This is a genomic window from Ralstonia chuxiongensis (assembly GCF_024158925.1).
GTDB classification, from domain to species: domain Bacteria; phylum Pseudomonadota; class Gammaproteobacteria; order Burkholderiales; family Burkholderiaceae; genus Ralstonia; species Ralstonia chuxiongensis.
In genome coordinates this window covers 1-14,894 of record NZ_JAMYWC010000008.1, presented here as the reverse complement: position 1 = coordinate 14,894, position 14,894 = coordinate 1, and the positions used below count along the sequence as shown (strand labels likewise).

The window sequence follows — 14,894 nt, the reverse complement described above, 5'->3', positions numbered from 1 at the left end:
TAACGTTTCGAGAAAATCCGAATTGGGCAACGCCGGTGTTGTTTGGCGTCTGCACACGGCGCCCGGGCAAAAAGCAGGAAAAAAAAGCCCGGCACATGGCCGGGCTTTGATGGTGTTGCTTGGGTTCGCTTACGCGTCGCCTTCTTGCTGAACAGCAGGCGTTTCGAAGATCGAAGCGGCTTCTTCTTCGGCAATCGCCGCAGCGCGGTCGCGGTCGGCCACTTCCTTCGCCTTGCGGGCGCGGTGGTAAGCCAGGCCGGTACCCGCCGGGATCAGACGGCCGACGATGACGTTTTCCTTCAGACCACGCAGGTCGTCGACCTTGCCCATGATGGCGGCTTCGGTCAGCACGCGCGTGGTTTCCTGGAACGACGCCGCCGAGATGAAGCTGTCGGTCGACAACGATGCCTTCGTAATACCCAGCAGCAGGTTCTCGTAGGTCGCCGGACGCTTGCCCAGCGCGATCACCTTGTCGTTCTCGTCGAGCAGGTCCGAACGCTCCACCTGCTCACCCGGGATGAAGCGGGTGTCGCCGGTATCGACGATCTGCACGCGGCGCAGCATCTGACGAACAATCACTTCGATGTGCTTGTCGTTGATCTTCACACCTTGCAGACGGTACACGTCCTGCACTTCGTCGACGATGTAGGTCGCCAGTTCTTCCACGCCCTTCAGACGCAGGATGTCGTGCGGGTCGGCCGGGCCTTCAACGATCATTTCGCCCTTGTTGACCACTTGGCCGTCGTGCACCAGCACCTGCTTTTCCTTGGCAATCAGGAACTCGTGGGCATTGCCGTCGAGATCCGTAATCACCAGGCGCTGCTTGCCCTTGGTGTCCTTACCGAACGAAGTCGTACCGGTGACTTCCGCCAGCACGGCGGCGTCCTTCGGCGAACGGGCTTCGAACAGCTCGGCCACACGCGGCAGACCACCGGTAATGTCACGCGTCTTCTGCGATTCGGTCGGGATACGTGCGAGCACTTCACCCACGTGCACTTGCTGACCGTCCTTCACAGTGATCAGCGCGCCCACCTGGAAGCCGATGGTCACGGAGTGGTCCGTGCCCGGGATCTTCACTTCAGCGCCCGACGAGTCGAGCAGCTTCACCTGCGGACGGATGCCCTTCGTGGCAGCGGTACGACGCTTCGCATCGATGACCACCAGCGTAGACAGACCGGTCACTTCGTCCATCTGCTTGGCGACGGTCACGCCTTCTTCGACGTTCTCGAACTTGATGGTGCCCGAGTACTCCGAAATGATCGGACGCGTCAGCGGATCCCACGTGGCGAGCTGCGTGCCGGCCTTGATGGACTGACCATCCTTGACCAGCAGCGTCGCGCCGTACACGATCTTGTGGCGCTCACGCTCACGGCCGTGGTCGTCGGTGATCAGCGCTTCGCCCGAACGCGAGATGACGATCTGCTCGCCCTTCGCGTTGGTGACGTAACGCATGGTCGCCGTGAAACGCACGGTACCGGTTGCCTTCGCTTCCACGCTCGATGCCACTGCTGCACGCGATGCCGCACCACCGATGTGGAACGTACGCATCGTCAGCTGCGTGCCCGGCTCACCGATCGACTGCGCGGCGATCACACCCACAGCTTCGCCCGAGTTCACCAGCACACCGCGGCCGAGGTCGCGACCGTAGCACTTGGCGCACAGACCGTAGCGCGTATCGCAGGACAGCGGCGTGCGAACCTTCACTTCGTCCACGCCCAGCGCGTCGATCAGGTCCACCATGTCTTCGTCGAGCAGCGTGCCGGCTTCGATCGCAGTTTCCTGCGTTTCCGGGTTCACCACGTCGTTGACGACCACGCGGCCCAGGATACGGTCGCGCAGGGCTTCGATCACTTCACCGCCTTCGACCAGGGCCTTCATGGCCACGCCGTTGGAGGTGCCGCAATCGTCTTCCACCACCACCAGATCCTGCGTCACGTCGACCAGACGACGGGTCAGGTAACCCGAGTTCGCGGTCTTCAGTGCCGTATCAGCCAGACCCTTACGTGCACCGTGGGTCGAGATGAAGTACTGCAGAACGTTCAGGCCTTCGCGGAAGTTCGCGGTAATCGGCGTCTCGATAATCGAGCCGTCCGGCTTGGCCATCAGGCCACGCATACCTGCCAGCTGACGGATCTGCGCCGCGGAACCCCGTGCGCCCGAGTCGGCCATCATGTAGATGGAGTTGAACGACTCTTGCTTCACGGTCTTGCCGTTGCGGTCGATCACGTCTTCGGTCTGGAGCTGCTCCATCATCGCCTTGCCCACCTGGTCACCAGCGGCACCCCAGATGTCCACGACGTTGTTGTAACGCTCCTGGTCCGTCACCAGACCCGACATGTACTGCTTGTCGTATTCCTTCACCTTGGCGGCAGCCTCGGAGATGATCTTCTCCTTGGCCGGCGGCACCAGCATGTCGTCGATGGCGATCGAGATACCGGCGCGCGTTGCCAGGCGGAAGCCCGACTGCAGCAGCTTGTCTGCGAAGATCACGGTTTCGCGCAGACCGCACTTGCGGAACGCCGTGTTGATCAGGCGCGAGATTTCCTTCTTCTTCAGCGGCTTGTTCAGCACCGAGAACGGCAGACCCTTCGGCAGGATCTCCGACAGAATCGCGCGACCGACCGTGGTGGCCTGCAGCGTGATCTTCGGCGCGAAGCGGGCGTCGCCGTCAGCTTCCGGGTTCACCAGGTCGTACTCGGTGATCCGCACGTTCACGCGCGAAGCCAGTTCGACTTCCTTGTTTTCGTAGGCGCGGATCACTTCCGAGATGTCGGCGAACGTCATGCCTTCACCGCGACCGTTGATCTTGTCGCGGGTCGTGTAGTACAGACCCAGCACCACGTCTTGCGACGGCACGATCGAGGGATCGCCGTTGGCCGGGAACAGCACGTTGTTCGACGCCAGCATCAGCGTGCGCGCTTCCATCTGCGCTTCGAGCGACAGCGGAACGTGAACAGCCATCTGGTCACCGTCGAAGTCGGCGTTGAACGCCGCGCAGACCAGCGGGTGCAGCTGGATGGCCTTGCCTTCGATCAGCACCGGCTCGAACGCCTGGATACCCAGACGGTGCAGCGTCGGTGCACGGTTCAGCATCACCGGGTGCTCGCGGATCACCTCTTCGAGGATGTCCCACACCACCGGCGTCTGGCTTTCCACTTCCTTCTTCGCCGCCTTGATCGTGGTGGCGATGCCCATCGTTTCCAGCTTGTGGAAGATGAACGGCTTGAAGAGTTCGAGCGCCATCAGCTTGGGCAGGCCGCACTGGTGCAGCTTCAGCGTCGGGCCCACCACGATGACCGAACGGCCCGAGTAGTCCACGCGCTTGCCCAGCAGGTTCTGACGGAAACGACCGCCCTTACCCTTGATCATTTCAGCCAGCGACTTCAGCGGACGCTTGTTGGCGCCGGTCATCGCCTTGCCGCGACGGCCGTTGTCCAGCAGCGAGTCCACTGCTTCCTGCAGCATGCGCTTTTCGTTGCGCACGATGATCTCCGGCGCCTTCAGCTCAAGCAGACGCTTCAGACGGTTGTTCCGGTTGATCACGCGGCGATACAGGTCGTTCAGGTCCGACGTGGCGAAACGACCGCCGTCCAGCGGCACCAGCGGACGCAGCTCGGGCGGCAGCACCGGCAGCACTTCGAGGATCATCCAGTCCGGCTTGATGCCCGAACGCTGGAATGCCTCGAGCACCTTCAGGCGCTTGGCGAACTTCTTGATCTTGGCTTCCGAGCCCGTGGCCTGCAGCTCAGCGCGGATCGTTTCGATCTGCTTCTCGATGTCGATGCCGCGCAGCAGCTCGCGAATGCCTTCGGCGCCCATCATGGCGACGAATTCACCTTCGCCGTACTCGTCGCACTTGGCCAGGTAGTCGTCTTCCGACATGATCTGGCTCTTCTTGAGCGCGGTCATGCCCGGCTCAACCACGACGAATGCTTCGAAGTACAGCACGCGCTCGATGTCGCGAAGCGTCATGTCGAGCACCATGCCCAGACGCGACGGCAGCGACTTCAGGAACCAGATGTGCGCGGTCGGGGCAGCCAGCTCAATGTGGCCCATGCGCTCACGGCGCACCTTGGCCAGCGTCACTTCAACGCCGCACTTCTCGCAGATCACGCCACGGTGCTTCAGGCGCTTGTACTTGCCGCACAGGCACTCGTAATCCTTGATCGGGCCGAAGATCTTGGCGCAGAACAGACCGTCACGCTCAGGCTTGAACGTACGGTAGTTGATGGTCTCGGGCTTCTTGACTTCGCCGAACGACCACGAACGGATTTTCTCAGGCGACGCGAGGCCGATCTTGATCGCGTCAAACTGCTCTTCTTGCTGTACCTGACGGAATAGGTCGAGCAATGCTTTCATTCCAAACTCCTTGAGTTTGAGGCTGGCGTCTTGGGGTGACCCAAAGGCGCCGGCCCTAAATCTTCGTCAATGGCTGCTGTTACCAGGGCGTGGCGATGTGCTGCCACGCCCTCATCGCATCGGCGCTTAGTTGCGCTCGAGGTCGATGTCGATACCCAGCGAGCGGATTTCCTTCACCAGCACGTTGAACGATTCCGGCATGCCGGCATCGATCGAGTGCTCGCCCTTGACGATGTTCTCGTACACCTTGGTCCGGCCGTTCACGTCATCCGACTTCACGGTCAGCATTTCCTGCAGCACGTAGGACGCGCCGTACGCTTCGAGTGCCCACACTTCCATTTCACCGAAACGCTGGCCACCGAACTGAGCCTTACCGCCCAACGGCTGCTGCGTCACCAGCGAGTACGGACCGGTCGAGCGCGCGTGCATCTTGTCGTCGACCAAGTGGTGCAGCTTCAGCATGTGCATCACGCCCAGCGTGACCGGACGCTCGAAGGCTTCACCGGTGCGGCCGTCGAACAGCGTGACCTGTTGCTTGGAAGCAGTCAGGCCCTTCTCCTTCGCGATGTCTTCCGGATAGGCGAGGTCCAGCATGCGGCGGATTTCGTCCTCATGCGCACCATCGAACACCGGCGTCGCGAACGGCACGCCCTTCTTCAGGTTCTCGGCCAACTCGAGGATTTCGGCGTCCGACAGGCTGTCCAGATCCTCAACCTTGCCGCTCTCGTTGTAGATCTGACCCAGCAGCTTGCGGATCTCGGCAGCCTTGGCTTGCGCCTTGAGCATGTTGCCGATGCGCTCGCCCAGACCGCGTGCGGCCCAGCCCAGGTGGGTTTCGAGAATCTGACCCACGTTCATCCGCGAAGGCACGCCCAGCGGGTTCAGCACGATGTCGGCAGGTGTGCCGTCGGCCATGTAGGGCATGTCTTCGATCGGGGTGATCTTCGACACAACACCCTTGTTACCGTGACGGCCAGCCATCTTGTCGCCAGGCTGCAGGCGACGCTTCACGGCCAGGTACACCTTGACCATCTTGATCACGCCCGGCGGCAGTTCGTCGCCTTGCGTGAGCTTCTTGCGCTTCTCTTCGAACGCGAGGTCGAAGTCGTGGCGCTTCTGCTCGATGGCGACCTTCACGGCCTCCAGTTGCAGCGCGACCTCGTCTTCCGCCGGGCGGATGTCGAACCAGTGCCACTTGTCCAGATCGGCCAGGTATTCCTTCGTGAGCGCGGTGCCCTTGGCCAGCTTCTTCGGGCCGCCGTTGGCAACCTTGCCCACCAGCAGACGCTCCAGACGCTGGAAGGCATCGCCTTCCACGATACGCAGCTGGTCGTTCAAGTCCAGGCGGTAGCGCTTCAGTTCTTCGTCGATGATCGACTGGGCACGCTTGTCACGCACCACGCCTTCACGCGTGAAGACCTGCACGTCGATCACGGTACCGCTCATGCCCGAAGGCACGCGCAGCGAAGTGTCCTTCACGTCGGACGCCTTCTCACCGAAGATCGCACGCAGCAGCTTCTCTTCCGGCGTCAGCTGGGTCTCGCCCTTGGGCGTGACCTTGCCGACCATCACGTCGCCGGCTTCCACTTCTGCGCCGATGTACGTGATGCCCGATTCGTCCAGGCGAGCCAGTTGGGCTTCGGCCAGGTTCGAGATGTCGCGCGTGATTTCTTCCGGTCCGAGCTTGGTGTCGCGAGCAACGACCGACAGCTCCTCGATGTGGATCGAGGTGTAGCGGTCTTCAGCCACGACGCGCTCCGAGATCAGGATCGAATCCTCGAAGTTGTAGCCGTTCCAGGGCATGAACGCGACCAGCATGTTCTGGCCGAGCGCCAGCTCGCCCATGTCGGTCGAGGCACCGTCAGCGATCACGTCGCCGCGGGCAACGATGTCGCCCACCTTGACCATCGGACGCTGATTGATGTTCGTGTTCTGGTTCGAACGCGTGTACTTGATCAGGTTGTAGATGTCCACGCCGACTTCACCAGCGACGGCTTCGGCATCGTTCACGCGGATCACCACGCGGTTCGCGTCAACGTAGTCGACCACGCCGCCACGGGTTGCCTGCACGGCGGTACCCGAGTCCACTGCCACGGTGCGCTCGACGCCGGTACCCACCAGCGGCTTGTCTGCACGCAGGCAAGGCACGGCCTGACGTTGCATGTTTGCGCCCATCAGTGCACGGTTTGCATCATCGTGCTCGAGGAACGGCACCAGCGAAGCTGCAGCCGACACGATCTGCGACGGTGCCACGTCGATGTACTGCACGCGGTCCGGCGTGACCATACGGGTTTCACGCTCGCTGCCTTCACGCGCGGAGACCAGTTCGTCGATCAGGTTGCCGTCCTCGTCCAGCGTCGCGTTGGCCTGCGCCACCACGTACTTGCCTTCCTCGATGGCCGACAGGTAATCCACCTGATCGGTCAGCTTGCTGTTTTCAACCTTGCGGTACGGCGTTTCGAGGAAGCCGTAGTCGTTCAGTTGCGCGTACAGCGCCAGCGAGTTGATCAGGCCGATGTTCGGGCCTTCCGGCGTTTCGATCGGGCACACGCGGCCGTAGTGGGTCGGGTGCACGTCACGGACTTCAAAGCCCGCACGCTCGCGCGTCAGACCGCCCGGGCCCAGAGCCGAGATACGACGCTTGTGCGTGACTTCCGACAGCGGGTTGGTCTGGTCCATGAACTGCGACAGCTGCGACGAACCGAAGAACTCCCGAATCGCCGACGAAATCGGCTTCGAGTTGATCAGATCGTGCGGCATCAGGTTTTCCGTCTCGGCCTGGCCCAGACGTTCCTTGACGGCACGCTCAACGCGCGACAGACCGGCGCGGAACTGATTCTCCGCCAGTTCGCCGACGCAACGCACACGGCGGTTGCCGAGGTGGTCGATATCGTCCACTTCGCCCTTGCCGTTACGCAGGTTCACCAGCAGCTTGATCGTGTCGAGGATGTCCTCGTCCGTCAGCACCATCGGGCCGGTACCGGCCGAACGGTTCAGGCGGCTGTTGACCTTCATGCGGCCAACGCGCGACAGATCGTAGGAGTCTTCGCTGTAGAACAGACGTTGGAACAGCGCTTCAACGGCGTCTTCGGTCGGCGGCTCGCCGGGGCGCATCATGCGATAGATGGCGATACGCGCGGCGGTCTGGTCGGCCGTGTCATCCGTGCGCAGCGTCGCCGACATGTACGGACCTTGATCGAGGTCGTTCGTGTACAGCGTCTGGATTTCCTTCACGTCAGCGTCGCGCAGCTTCTCGAGCACGCCTTCGGTCAGTTCGTCGTTGGCGTTGGCCAGGACTTCACCGGTATCCGGATCGACGATGTTCTTGGCCAGCACGCGGCCCAGCAGATAGTCTTCCGGGACGCTGATCAGCTTGGTGCCGGCGGAATCCAGGTCACGGATGTGCTTGGCGTTGATGCGCTTGTCCTTCTCGACCACGACCTTGCCGTTCTTGTCGGAAATGTCGAAGCGAGCGACTTCACCGCGCAGACGCTCGGGCACGAATTCCATCAGTGCGCCTTCGGTCTTGAGCGTGAAGTTATCGAACACGAAGAAGTGCGCCAGGATCTGCTCCGGCGTCAGGCCGATCGACTTCAGCAGGATCGTCACCGGCATCTTGCGGCGGCGGTCAACGCGGAAGTACAGGATGTCCTTCGGATCGAATTCGAAATCGAGCCACGAGCCGCGGTACGGAATGATCCGCGCCGAGAACAGCAGCTTGCCCGAGCTGTGCGTCTTGCCCTTGTCGTGCTCGAAGAACACGCCCGGCGAACGGTGCAGCTGAGACACGATCACACGTTCCGTACCGTTGATCACGAACGAACCGGTGGAGGTCATGAGCGGAATTTCGCCCATGTAGACTTCCTGCTCCTTGATCTCCTTGACCTTGGTGGGATTCTCGCGGTCGTTGATGATCAAGCGCACTTTTGCGCGCAGCGCCGAGTGGAAGGTCAGACCACGCTGCTGACATTCCTTGACGTCAAACGGCGGGTTGGACAGGTGGTACGACACGAACTCCATGCGTGCCAGACCATTGTGCGACACGATGGGGAAAATGGCGTTGAACGCCGCTTGCAGACCTTCGCTCTTGCGTTGTGCAACAGGAGCGTTCTCCTGCAAGAACTGGGCATACGATTGAATCTGGGTGGCAAGCAGGAAGGGAACCTGATGAACCGTTGCGCGTTTCGCGAAACTCTTGCGAATACGCTTCTTCTCGGTAAAGCTGTACGCCATGGGATCTCCGAATCATCGCAAGTGCGCGCGACGGACTTAAGGCGATAAGGCACGCCTGACACTTGAGGTGTTCAGCGACTGGTGACGGGATTTGGCGGTTGGCCGCTACCAACCTCTGGCTGACGGTACTGCGCGCGCCACCCGCACATGGGCCCATGGAGCTCATGCTACGGACGGGGGAGTACCCGACCAAACTTGCCTTCTGCAGTCGGTTCAGAAGACAAACATCAGCGGACTGCGAACTGCCTAGTGTGCCACTGATGTTTGGCCTCTGCTGGCCTTGTCCTGGCCTGCTGCCGGAAAACCCGGCAAAGAGACTTCAACGATACTTACTGCGTGATTGCGGGATCGCTCAACAATCGACCCTACAAGCGCAAAAAGGCTGGCGCCGGGAAATATCCCTTTGCCAGCCTCTATCGCGTACCGAGTGCGGCACGCGAGACCTGCACTTACTTGGCTTCGGCTTCCGCGCCGGCTTCCACCAGCTTCTTCACCAGCTCGTCGGCGGTCTTCTTGTCGACGCCTTCCTTCACGGGCTTCGGTGCGCCATCGACCAGGTCCTTGGCTTCCTTCAGGCCCAGACCGGTGATTTCACGCACGGCCTTGATGACGCCAACCTTGTTCGCGCCGGCGCTCTTCAGCGTCACGGTGAATTCGGTTTGCTCTTCTGCGGCAGCAGCGCCACCAGCAGCAGCCGGACCGGCCACGGCCACAGCAGCAGCCGACACGCCAAACTTCTCTTCGAACGCCTTGACCAGGTCGTTCAGTTCCATCACGGACATCGCGCCAACGGCTTCCAGGATGTCGTCTTTGGTGATTGCCATTTGAATAACTCCAGAATGTGATTCGGTATCGATCGTGCGATCTGTACGCGGTGCAGCAGCCTATTAGGCCGCTGCAGCCTCGCCTTCGCCTTGCTTGGCAGCCAGGGCACCCAGGGCGCGGGCAAAGCCCGACACCGGAGCCTGCATGACGAACAGCAGCTTGCTGAGCAGTTCTTCGCGGCTCGGAATCGTTGCCAGCGCCTTCACGGCGTCGACATCGAGAACCTTGCCATCGTATGAACCGGCGCGCAGCACCAGCTTGTCATTGCCCTTGGCGAAATCGTTCAGCACCTTGGCCGGGGCCACTGCGTCTTCGGAAATACCGTAGATCAGCGGGCCAGTCAGTTGCTCGGCGAGTTCGGCAAACGGCGTGCCTTCAACAGCGCGGCGTGCCAGCGTGTTCTTCAGAACGCGCAGGTAGACGCCTTGCTGGCGCGCTTGCGCGCGCAGCTTGGTCAGATCGCCAACCGTGATACCGCGATATTCAGCGACGACGATGGTCGAGGCCTTGGCGACTTGCGCCGTTACCTCGGCCACGACGGCCTTCTTATCTTCGAGATTGAGTGCCACGGTTAAGCTCCAAAACGACTTCGGTTTCCGCAGTCACTGCGGTCACCTCGGTCAGTCCAAAAGTACGGCGTCCGATTGGCACAAATCACTTCGGCAATACCAAAGTCACTTATTCCCTTCGGGGGCGCCATCTGCGTTGGCTGAGCATCGCCTCCGTTTCCGGAGGGAGCCGCGATTAAGGCGTTGGCCCCAAGGAGCCTTTCACCGCCAACGGTCTTTGATAACCAGCGGCGTCGGCCTGCTCGCGCAAACGTCTACCACTGCCCAAAGTCTTGTCCCTCAAGCTTCAAGGGTCCGCGTGGCCGGGGCCACGCGAAAGAAAACTGCTAACACCGGGATGGTTATCGGGCCACCTGGTGCGAATGATCGAGAGCGATCAGGCAGCCAGGGTCGCCTGGTCAACGCGCACGCCCACGCCCATCGTCGACGAGACGGCGACCTTGCGCAGGTACACACCCTTGCTCGATGCCGGCTTGGCCTTGGTCAGTGCGTCCAGCAGTGCAGCCAAGTTGCTCTTCAGCGCTGCCGGCTCGAACGAGCGACGGCCGATGGTGGCGTGGATGATACCGGCCTTGTCGACACGGAATTGAACCTGACCAGCCTTGGCGTTCTTCACAGCCGTGGCAACGTCCGGCGTCACGGTGCCGACCTTCGGGTTCGGCATCAGGCCGCGCGGGCCAAGGATCTGACCCAACGTACCGACCACGCGCATCGTGTCCGGCGAAGCGATCACGACGTCAAAGTCCATCTTGCCGGCCTTGATCTGCTCGGCAAGGTCTTCCATGCCGACGATCTCAGCGCCAGCAGCCTTGGCTTGCTCGGCCTTGTCGCCTTGTGCAAACACGGCCACACGCACCGACTTGCCGGTACCAGCAGGCAGCACCACCGAACCACGGACCACTTGGTCCGACTTCTTTGCATCGATGCCAAGTTGCACGGCCACGTCGATGGACTCATCGAACTTGGCGCTGGCGCATTCCTTGACGAGGCTCAGCGCTTCGTCGATCGGATAGAACTTGGTACGCTCGACCTTGGCCTTGTTAGCGGCCGTACGCTTCGAAATCTTTGCCATGATTACAGGCCCTCCACCGTGATACCCATCGAACGGGCGCTACCGGCGATCGTACGCACGGCGGCGTCCAGATCAGCTGCGGTAAGGTCAGCGTTCTTCGCCTTGGCGATTTCTTCTGCCTGAGCGCGGGTGATCTTGCCGACCTTGTCGGTATGCGGCTTGGCGGAACCCTTTTGGATACCGGCAGCCTTCTTGATGAGCACGGTCGCCGGCGGCGACTTCATCACGAAGGTAAAGCTCTTGTCGGCGAAGGCGGTGATCACCACCGGCACCGGCAGACCCGGTTCCATGCCTTGAGTCTGCGCGTTGAACGCCTTGCAGAACTCCATGATGTTCAGACCGCGCTGACCCAGGGCCGGGCCGACGGGCGGGGACGGATTTGCTTTACCAGCCGGAATTTGCAGCTTGATAAAGCCAATAATTTTCTTGGCCATCTTGACTCCAATCCGGATTGCCTAGCTCAAACAACCATGGCAATCCTGTTGAGTGGTAACGCATCGGCGCAAGGCCGACGCTCCTCTGTTGGCGCAGGCGGCTTCGCCACCTTTGCCCGCCAAGTCCAGTGGACCGGGCGACTGGCGCGGTAGCTTTCGCCACCACACCGAATTTCTTAAACCTTCTCGACCTGACCGAACTCGAGCTCGACCGGCGTCGCACGTCCGAAGATCGTCACCGAAACGCGCAGGCGCGACTTCTCGTAGTTCACTTCCTCGACGTTGCCGTTGAAGTCGGTAAATGGGCCTTCCTTCACGCGCACCATTTCACCCACTTCGAACAGCGTCTTGGGACGCGGCTTCTCGACCCCTTCCTGGATCTGGGCCATGATCTTATCGACTTCGCTCTTGGAAATCGGCGAGGGGCGATTGCCCGTACCACCAATGAAACCAGTCACCTTGGAAGTGTTCTTCACCAAGTGCCAGGTCTCGTCGGTCATCTCCATTTCAACAAAGACATAGCCGGGAAAAAGGCGGCGCTCAGTCACGGTCTTGCGACCGCTCTTGCTCTCCATCACCTCTTCCGAGGGCACCAGAATCTGACCGAACAGATGTTGCAGGCCTTCGCGCTCGATGCGCTCCTGCAGCGCGCGTTGCACGCTTTTTTCCATGCCCGAATAGGCATGCACAACATACCAGCGCTTCTTCGAGGCCGGTGCGGACGAATCCGTGGACGTGTCGTTCGCTACGTTATCCGTCATGGCTTTACCCAATTATTTCCAGCCCAGCACGAGCGAGAAGATCACCCACTCGATGAGCTTGTCCGCAGACCACAGGAACAGGGCCATGATCACGACGAACGCAAACACCAGACCGGTCATCTGCCCGGCTTCCTTGCGCGTCGGCCACACCACTTTGCGGACTTCGCGGTACGACTCGCGCGCGAACTCGATGAAGCCCTGCCCAGGTGCGGACACCAGCGCAACGCCAGCGCCCAACACCAGCCCGCCGATCAGCGAGGCAGCACGGACATAGCTCGGCTGTTGCGCCAGCAGGTAAAAACCGATCACCCCAGCAACCAGCAGCAGGAACGCCAAGACCAGCAGCCATTTGCCGCTGGTGGTGTTGACGGTTTCGACGTTCGGATTGGCCATGTTTCCCAAACGAGACTAAGCCGCGTGGCGCGTTTTCCTGCGCGACGCGGCTGATGAATTGGCAGGGGCAGAGGGAATCGAACCCCCAACCTTCGGTTTTGGAGACCGACGCTCTGCCAGTTGAGCTATACCCCTAAAACAGCTTTGGGGTTGCCATTTCGGTCAACCCCACTCTGGCACTTCACATGCGGCCGGTTGGCAGCCGCACGGAAGAGTTACAGCACTTACTCGATGATCTTAGCGACGACGCCGGCGCCGACGGTACGACCGCCTTCACGGATAGCGAAGCGCAGACCTTCTTCCATGGCGATCGGAGCGATCAGCTTGACGGTGATCGACACGTTGTCGCCCGGCATGACCATTTCCTTGTCTGCCGGCAGCTCGATCGAGCCGGTCACGTCCGTCGTACGGAAGTAGAACTGCGGACGGTAGTTGTTGAAGAATGGCGTGTGACGGCCACCTTCGTCCTTCGACAGGATGTAGACCTCACCCGTGAAGTGCGTGTGCGGCTTGATCGAGCCCGGCTTGCACAGCACTTGGCCGCGCTCGACGTCTTCGCGCTTCGTGCCGCGCAACAGGATACCGACGTTGTCGCCCGCCTGACCTTGGTCCAGCAGCTTGCGGAACATTTCCACGCCCGTGCAGGTGGTCTTCTGCGTGGCCTTGATACCGACGATTTCCAGTTCTTCGCCAACCTTGACGACGCCGCGCTCGATACGGCCGGTCACCACGGTGCCGCGACCCGAGATCGAGAACACGTCTTCCACCGGCATCAGGAACGTGCCATCAACAGCGCGCTCCGGCGTCGGGATGTAGGTGTCCAGTGCGTCGGCCAGGTTCATGATGGCCACTTCGCCCAGTTCGCCCTTGTCGCCTTCCAGCGCCAGCTTGGCCGAACCCTTGATGATCGGGGTGTCGTCGCCCGGGAAGTCGTACTTCGACAGAAGTTCGCGCACTTCCATCTCGACCAGCTCCAGCAGCTCGGCGTCGTCCACCATGTCGCACTTGTTCAGGAACACGACGATGTAAGGCACACCAACCTGGCGAGCCAGCAGGATGTGCTCACGCGTTTGCGGCATCGGGCCGTCAGCGGCCGAGCACACCAGGATTGCGCCGTCCATCTGGGCGGCGCCGGTAATCATGTTCTTGACGTAGTCGGCGTGGCCCGGGCAGTCAACGTGCGCGTAGTGGCGGTTAGCCGTTTCGTACTCGACGTGCGCGGTATTGATCGTGATGCCGCGTGCCTTTTCTTCCGGCGCCGCATCGATCTGGTCGTATGCCTTGGCGGCACCACCAAACTTGGTCGCCAGCACGGTCGTGATCGCTGCGGTCAGCGTCGTCTTGCCGTGGTCAACGTGACCAATCGTACCAACGTTCACGTGCGGCTTAGTCCGCTCGAACTTTTCCTTTGCCATGTCGCGACTCCTGTCTCGGTAGCGATTTGCGTTGGTGGATGCGTGGTGCCCATGGGCAGGATCGAACTGCCGACCTCTCCCTTACCAAGGGAGTGCTCTACCACTGAGCCACATGGGCAAAACTTACGAACAGTGAATGGAGCGGGTGAAGGGAATCGAACCCTCGTCGTAAGCTTGGAAGGCTTCTGCTCTACCATTGAGCTACACCCGCCCGGACTACTTCTTCCCTTGCCGCCCGGCCTTGCGACCGAACTCACTGCTTAATTCTGGTGGAGAGGGTTGGATTCGAACCAACGTAGGCGTAAGCCAACAGATTTACAGTCTGCCCCCTTTAGCCACTCGGGCACCTCTCCGAAGAGAACTTGCGATTATGGGACCACCAAGCCACCCTGTCAAGCATTGCTTGATGAAATCGCGAGATTTCGAGCATTGGTGCTCTCACCCTTATAGAGCAACACAGTTAAGCGGGGTCCGCGTCACCGTGCCCACTCCATTGCTCGCGCGAAAGCGCCGACAAAAAGGCCTGCAGAGCATCCCCAGGCAGTCGCAAATGGAGCAGATCGGCATCGAACCAAGAGGTGCGGAACAGCAAGGACGACACTGTGATTCCGTGTCGTGCAGCTACAGGGACACGATTCGGAGCAAGCGGGCGGGCTGAGGACCATCCAGGCGCCCGTTCACGAGCAAATAGAGGCCTCCGCTGGGGGGCCTTTTGTTTTTTGTGCGAGGGAGGGGTTGTTGCGGGGTGTTGCGGAGCCTTGCAGGCGGGACGTGTGCGAAGCGTTCGCGCAAAGACAAACACCCCAGCTCTTTGATGGAGCTGGGGTGTTGAT

The 14,894-nt window shown here is 61.0% G+C and carries 9 protein-coding genes and 4 tRNA genes; all 13 read right to left on the bottom strand.

Annotated features, from left to right (window positions below; genetic code table 11):
• Nucleotides 1-129: 129 nt before the first annotated feature.
• The 13 genes from rpoC to NKG59_RS22780 all read right to left on the bottom strand — a co-directional run bounded on the left by rpoC (nt 130) and on the right by NKG59_RS22780 (nt 14,414).
• Nucleotides 130-4,359, bottom strand: coding sequence for a DNA-directed RNA polymerase subunit beta' (gene rpoC / locus NKG59_RS22840; protein ID WP_045202998.1), 4,230 nt, complete (start codon nt 4,357-4,359; stop codon nt 130-132).
• Nucleotides 4,360-4,485: 126 nt separating this feature from the next.
• Nucleotides 4,486-8,592 (bottom strand): DNA-directed RNA polymerase subunit beta, encoded by a 4,107-nt coding sequence (gene rpoB / locus NKG59_RS22835; protein ID WP_253541810.1) that lies wholly within the window; start codon nt 8,590-8,592, stop codon nt 4,486-4,488.
• A gap of 449 nt (nt 8,593-9,041) precedes the next feature.
• A complete protein-coding gene (gene rplL, locus NKG59_RS22830; RefSeq protein ID WP_004634456.1) occupies nt 9,042-9,416 on the bottom strand; it encodes a 50S ribosomal protein L7/L12 in 375 nt (124 codons plus the stop codon).
• A 63-nt stretch (nt 9,417-9,479) separates the two neighbouring features.
• On the bottom strand, nt 9,480-9,986 hold the full coding sequence (rplJ, locus tag NKG59_RS22825; protein ID WP_004634455.1) for a 50S ribosomal protein L10: 507 nt from the start codon (nt 9,984-9,986) through the stop codon (nt 9,480-9,482).
• A gap of 376 nt (nt 9,987-10,362) precedes the next feature.
• The gene (rplA, locus tag NKG59_RS22820) at nt 10,363-11,058 is read right to left on the bottom strand and encodes a 50S ribosomal protein L1 (protein ID WP_045202996.1); all 696 of its coding nucleotides are present in this window, start codon (nt 11,056-11,058) and stop codon (nt 10,363-10,365) included.
• A 2-nt stretch (nt 11,059-11,060) separates the two neighbouring features.
• A complete protein-coding gene (gene rplK / locus NKG59_RS22815) occupies nt 11,061-11,492 on the bottom strand; it encodes a 50S ribosomal protein L11 (protein ID WP_004634453.1) in 432 nt (143 codons plus the stop codon).
• A gap of 176 nt (nt 11,493-11,668) precedes the next feature.
• Nucleotides 11,669-12,253 (bottom strand): transcription termination/antitermination protein NusG, encoded by a 585-nt coding sequence (gene nusG / locus NKG59_RS22810; RefSeq protein WP_004634452.1) that lies wholly within the window; start codon nt 12,251-12,253, stop codon nt 11,669-11,671.
• A 12-nt stretch (nt 12,254-12,265) separates the two neighbouring features.
• Nucleotides 12,266-12,646: a preprotein translocase subunit SecE gene (secE, locus tag NKG59_RS22805; RefSeq protein ID WP_045202995.1), complete on the bottom strand. Its 381-nt coding sequence runs from the start codon at nt 12,644-12,646 to the stop codon at nt 12,266-12,268.
• A 59-nt stretch (nt 12,647-12,705) separates the two neighbouring features.
• A tRNA-Trp gene (locus NKG59_RS22800) sits at nt 12,706-12,781 on the bottom strand.
• 89 nt (nt 12,782-12,870) lie between these two features.
• Nucleotides 12,871-14,061 carry an elongation factor Tu gene (gene tuf / locus NKG59_RS22795; RefSeq protein WP_004634449.1) on the bottom strand — a complete coding sequence of 397 codons (1,191 nt, stop codon included), beginning with the start codon at nt 14,059-14,061 and terminating at the stop codon, nt 12,871-12,873.
• A 43-nt stretch (nt 14,062-14,104) separates the two neighbouring features.
• Nucleotides 14,105-14,179, bottom strand: a tRNA-Thr gene (locus NKG59_RS22790).
• Between the two features lie 19 nt (nt 14,180-14,198).
• Nucleotides 14,199-14,272, bottom strand: a tRNA-Gly gene (locus NKG59_RS22785).
• A gap of 56 nt (nt 14,273-14,328) precedes the next feature.
• Nucleotides 14,329-14,414: transfer RNA gene (locus NKG59_RS22780), tRNA-Tyr, on the bottom strand.
• Nucleotides 14,415-14,894: the final 480 nt, after the last annotated feature.

Excerpts from the sequence above, each read along its gene's own strand:
- nusG (WP_004634452.1), bottom strand. The coding sequence starts at position 12,253 with ATGACGGATAACGTAGCGAACGACACGTCCACGGATTCGTCCGCACCG.
- rpoC (WP_045202998.1), bottom strand. The coding sequence starts at position 4,359 with ATGAAAGCATTGCTCGACCTATTCCGTCAGGTACAGCAAGAAGAGCAG.
- tuf (WP_004634449.1), bottom strand. The coding sequence starts at position 14,061 with ATGGCAAAGGAAAAGTTCGAGCGGACTAAGCCGCACGTGAACGTTGGT.
- secE (WP_045202995.1), bottom strand. The coding sequence starts at position 12,646 with ATGGCCAATCCGAACGTCGAAACCGTCAACACCACCAGCGGCAAATGG.
- rplK (WP_004634453.1), bottom strand. The coding sequence starts at position 11,492 with ATGGCCAAGAAAATTATTGGCTTTATCAAGCTGCAAATTCCGGCTGGT.
- rpoB (WP_253541810.1), bottom strand. The coding sequence starts at position 8,592 with ATGGCGTACAGCTTTACCGAGAAGAAGCGTATTCGCAAGAGTTTCGCG.
- rplL (WP_004634456.1), bottom strand. The coding sequence starts at position 9,416 with ATGGCAATCACCAAAGACGACATCCTGGAAGCCGTTGGCGCGATGTCC.
- rplA (WP_045202996.1), bottom strand. The coding sequence starts at position 11,058 with ATGGCAAAGATTTCGAAGCGTACGGCCGCTAACAAGGCCAAGGTCGAG.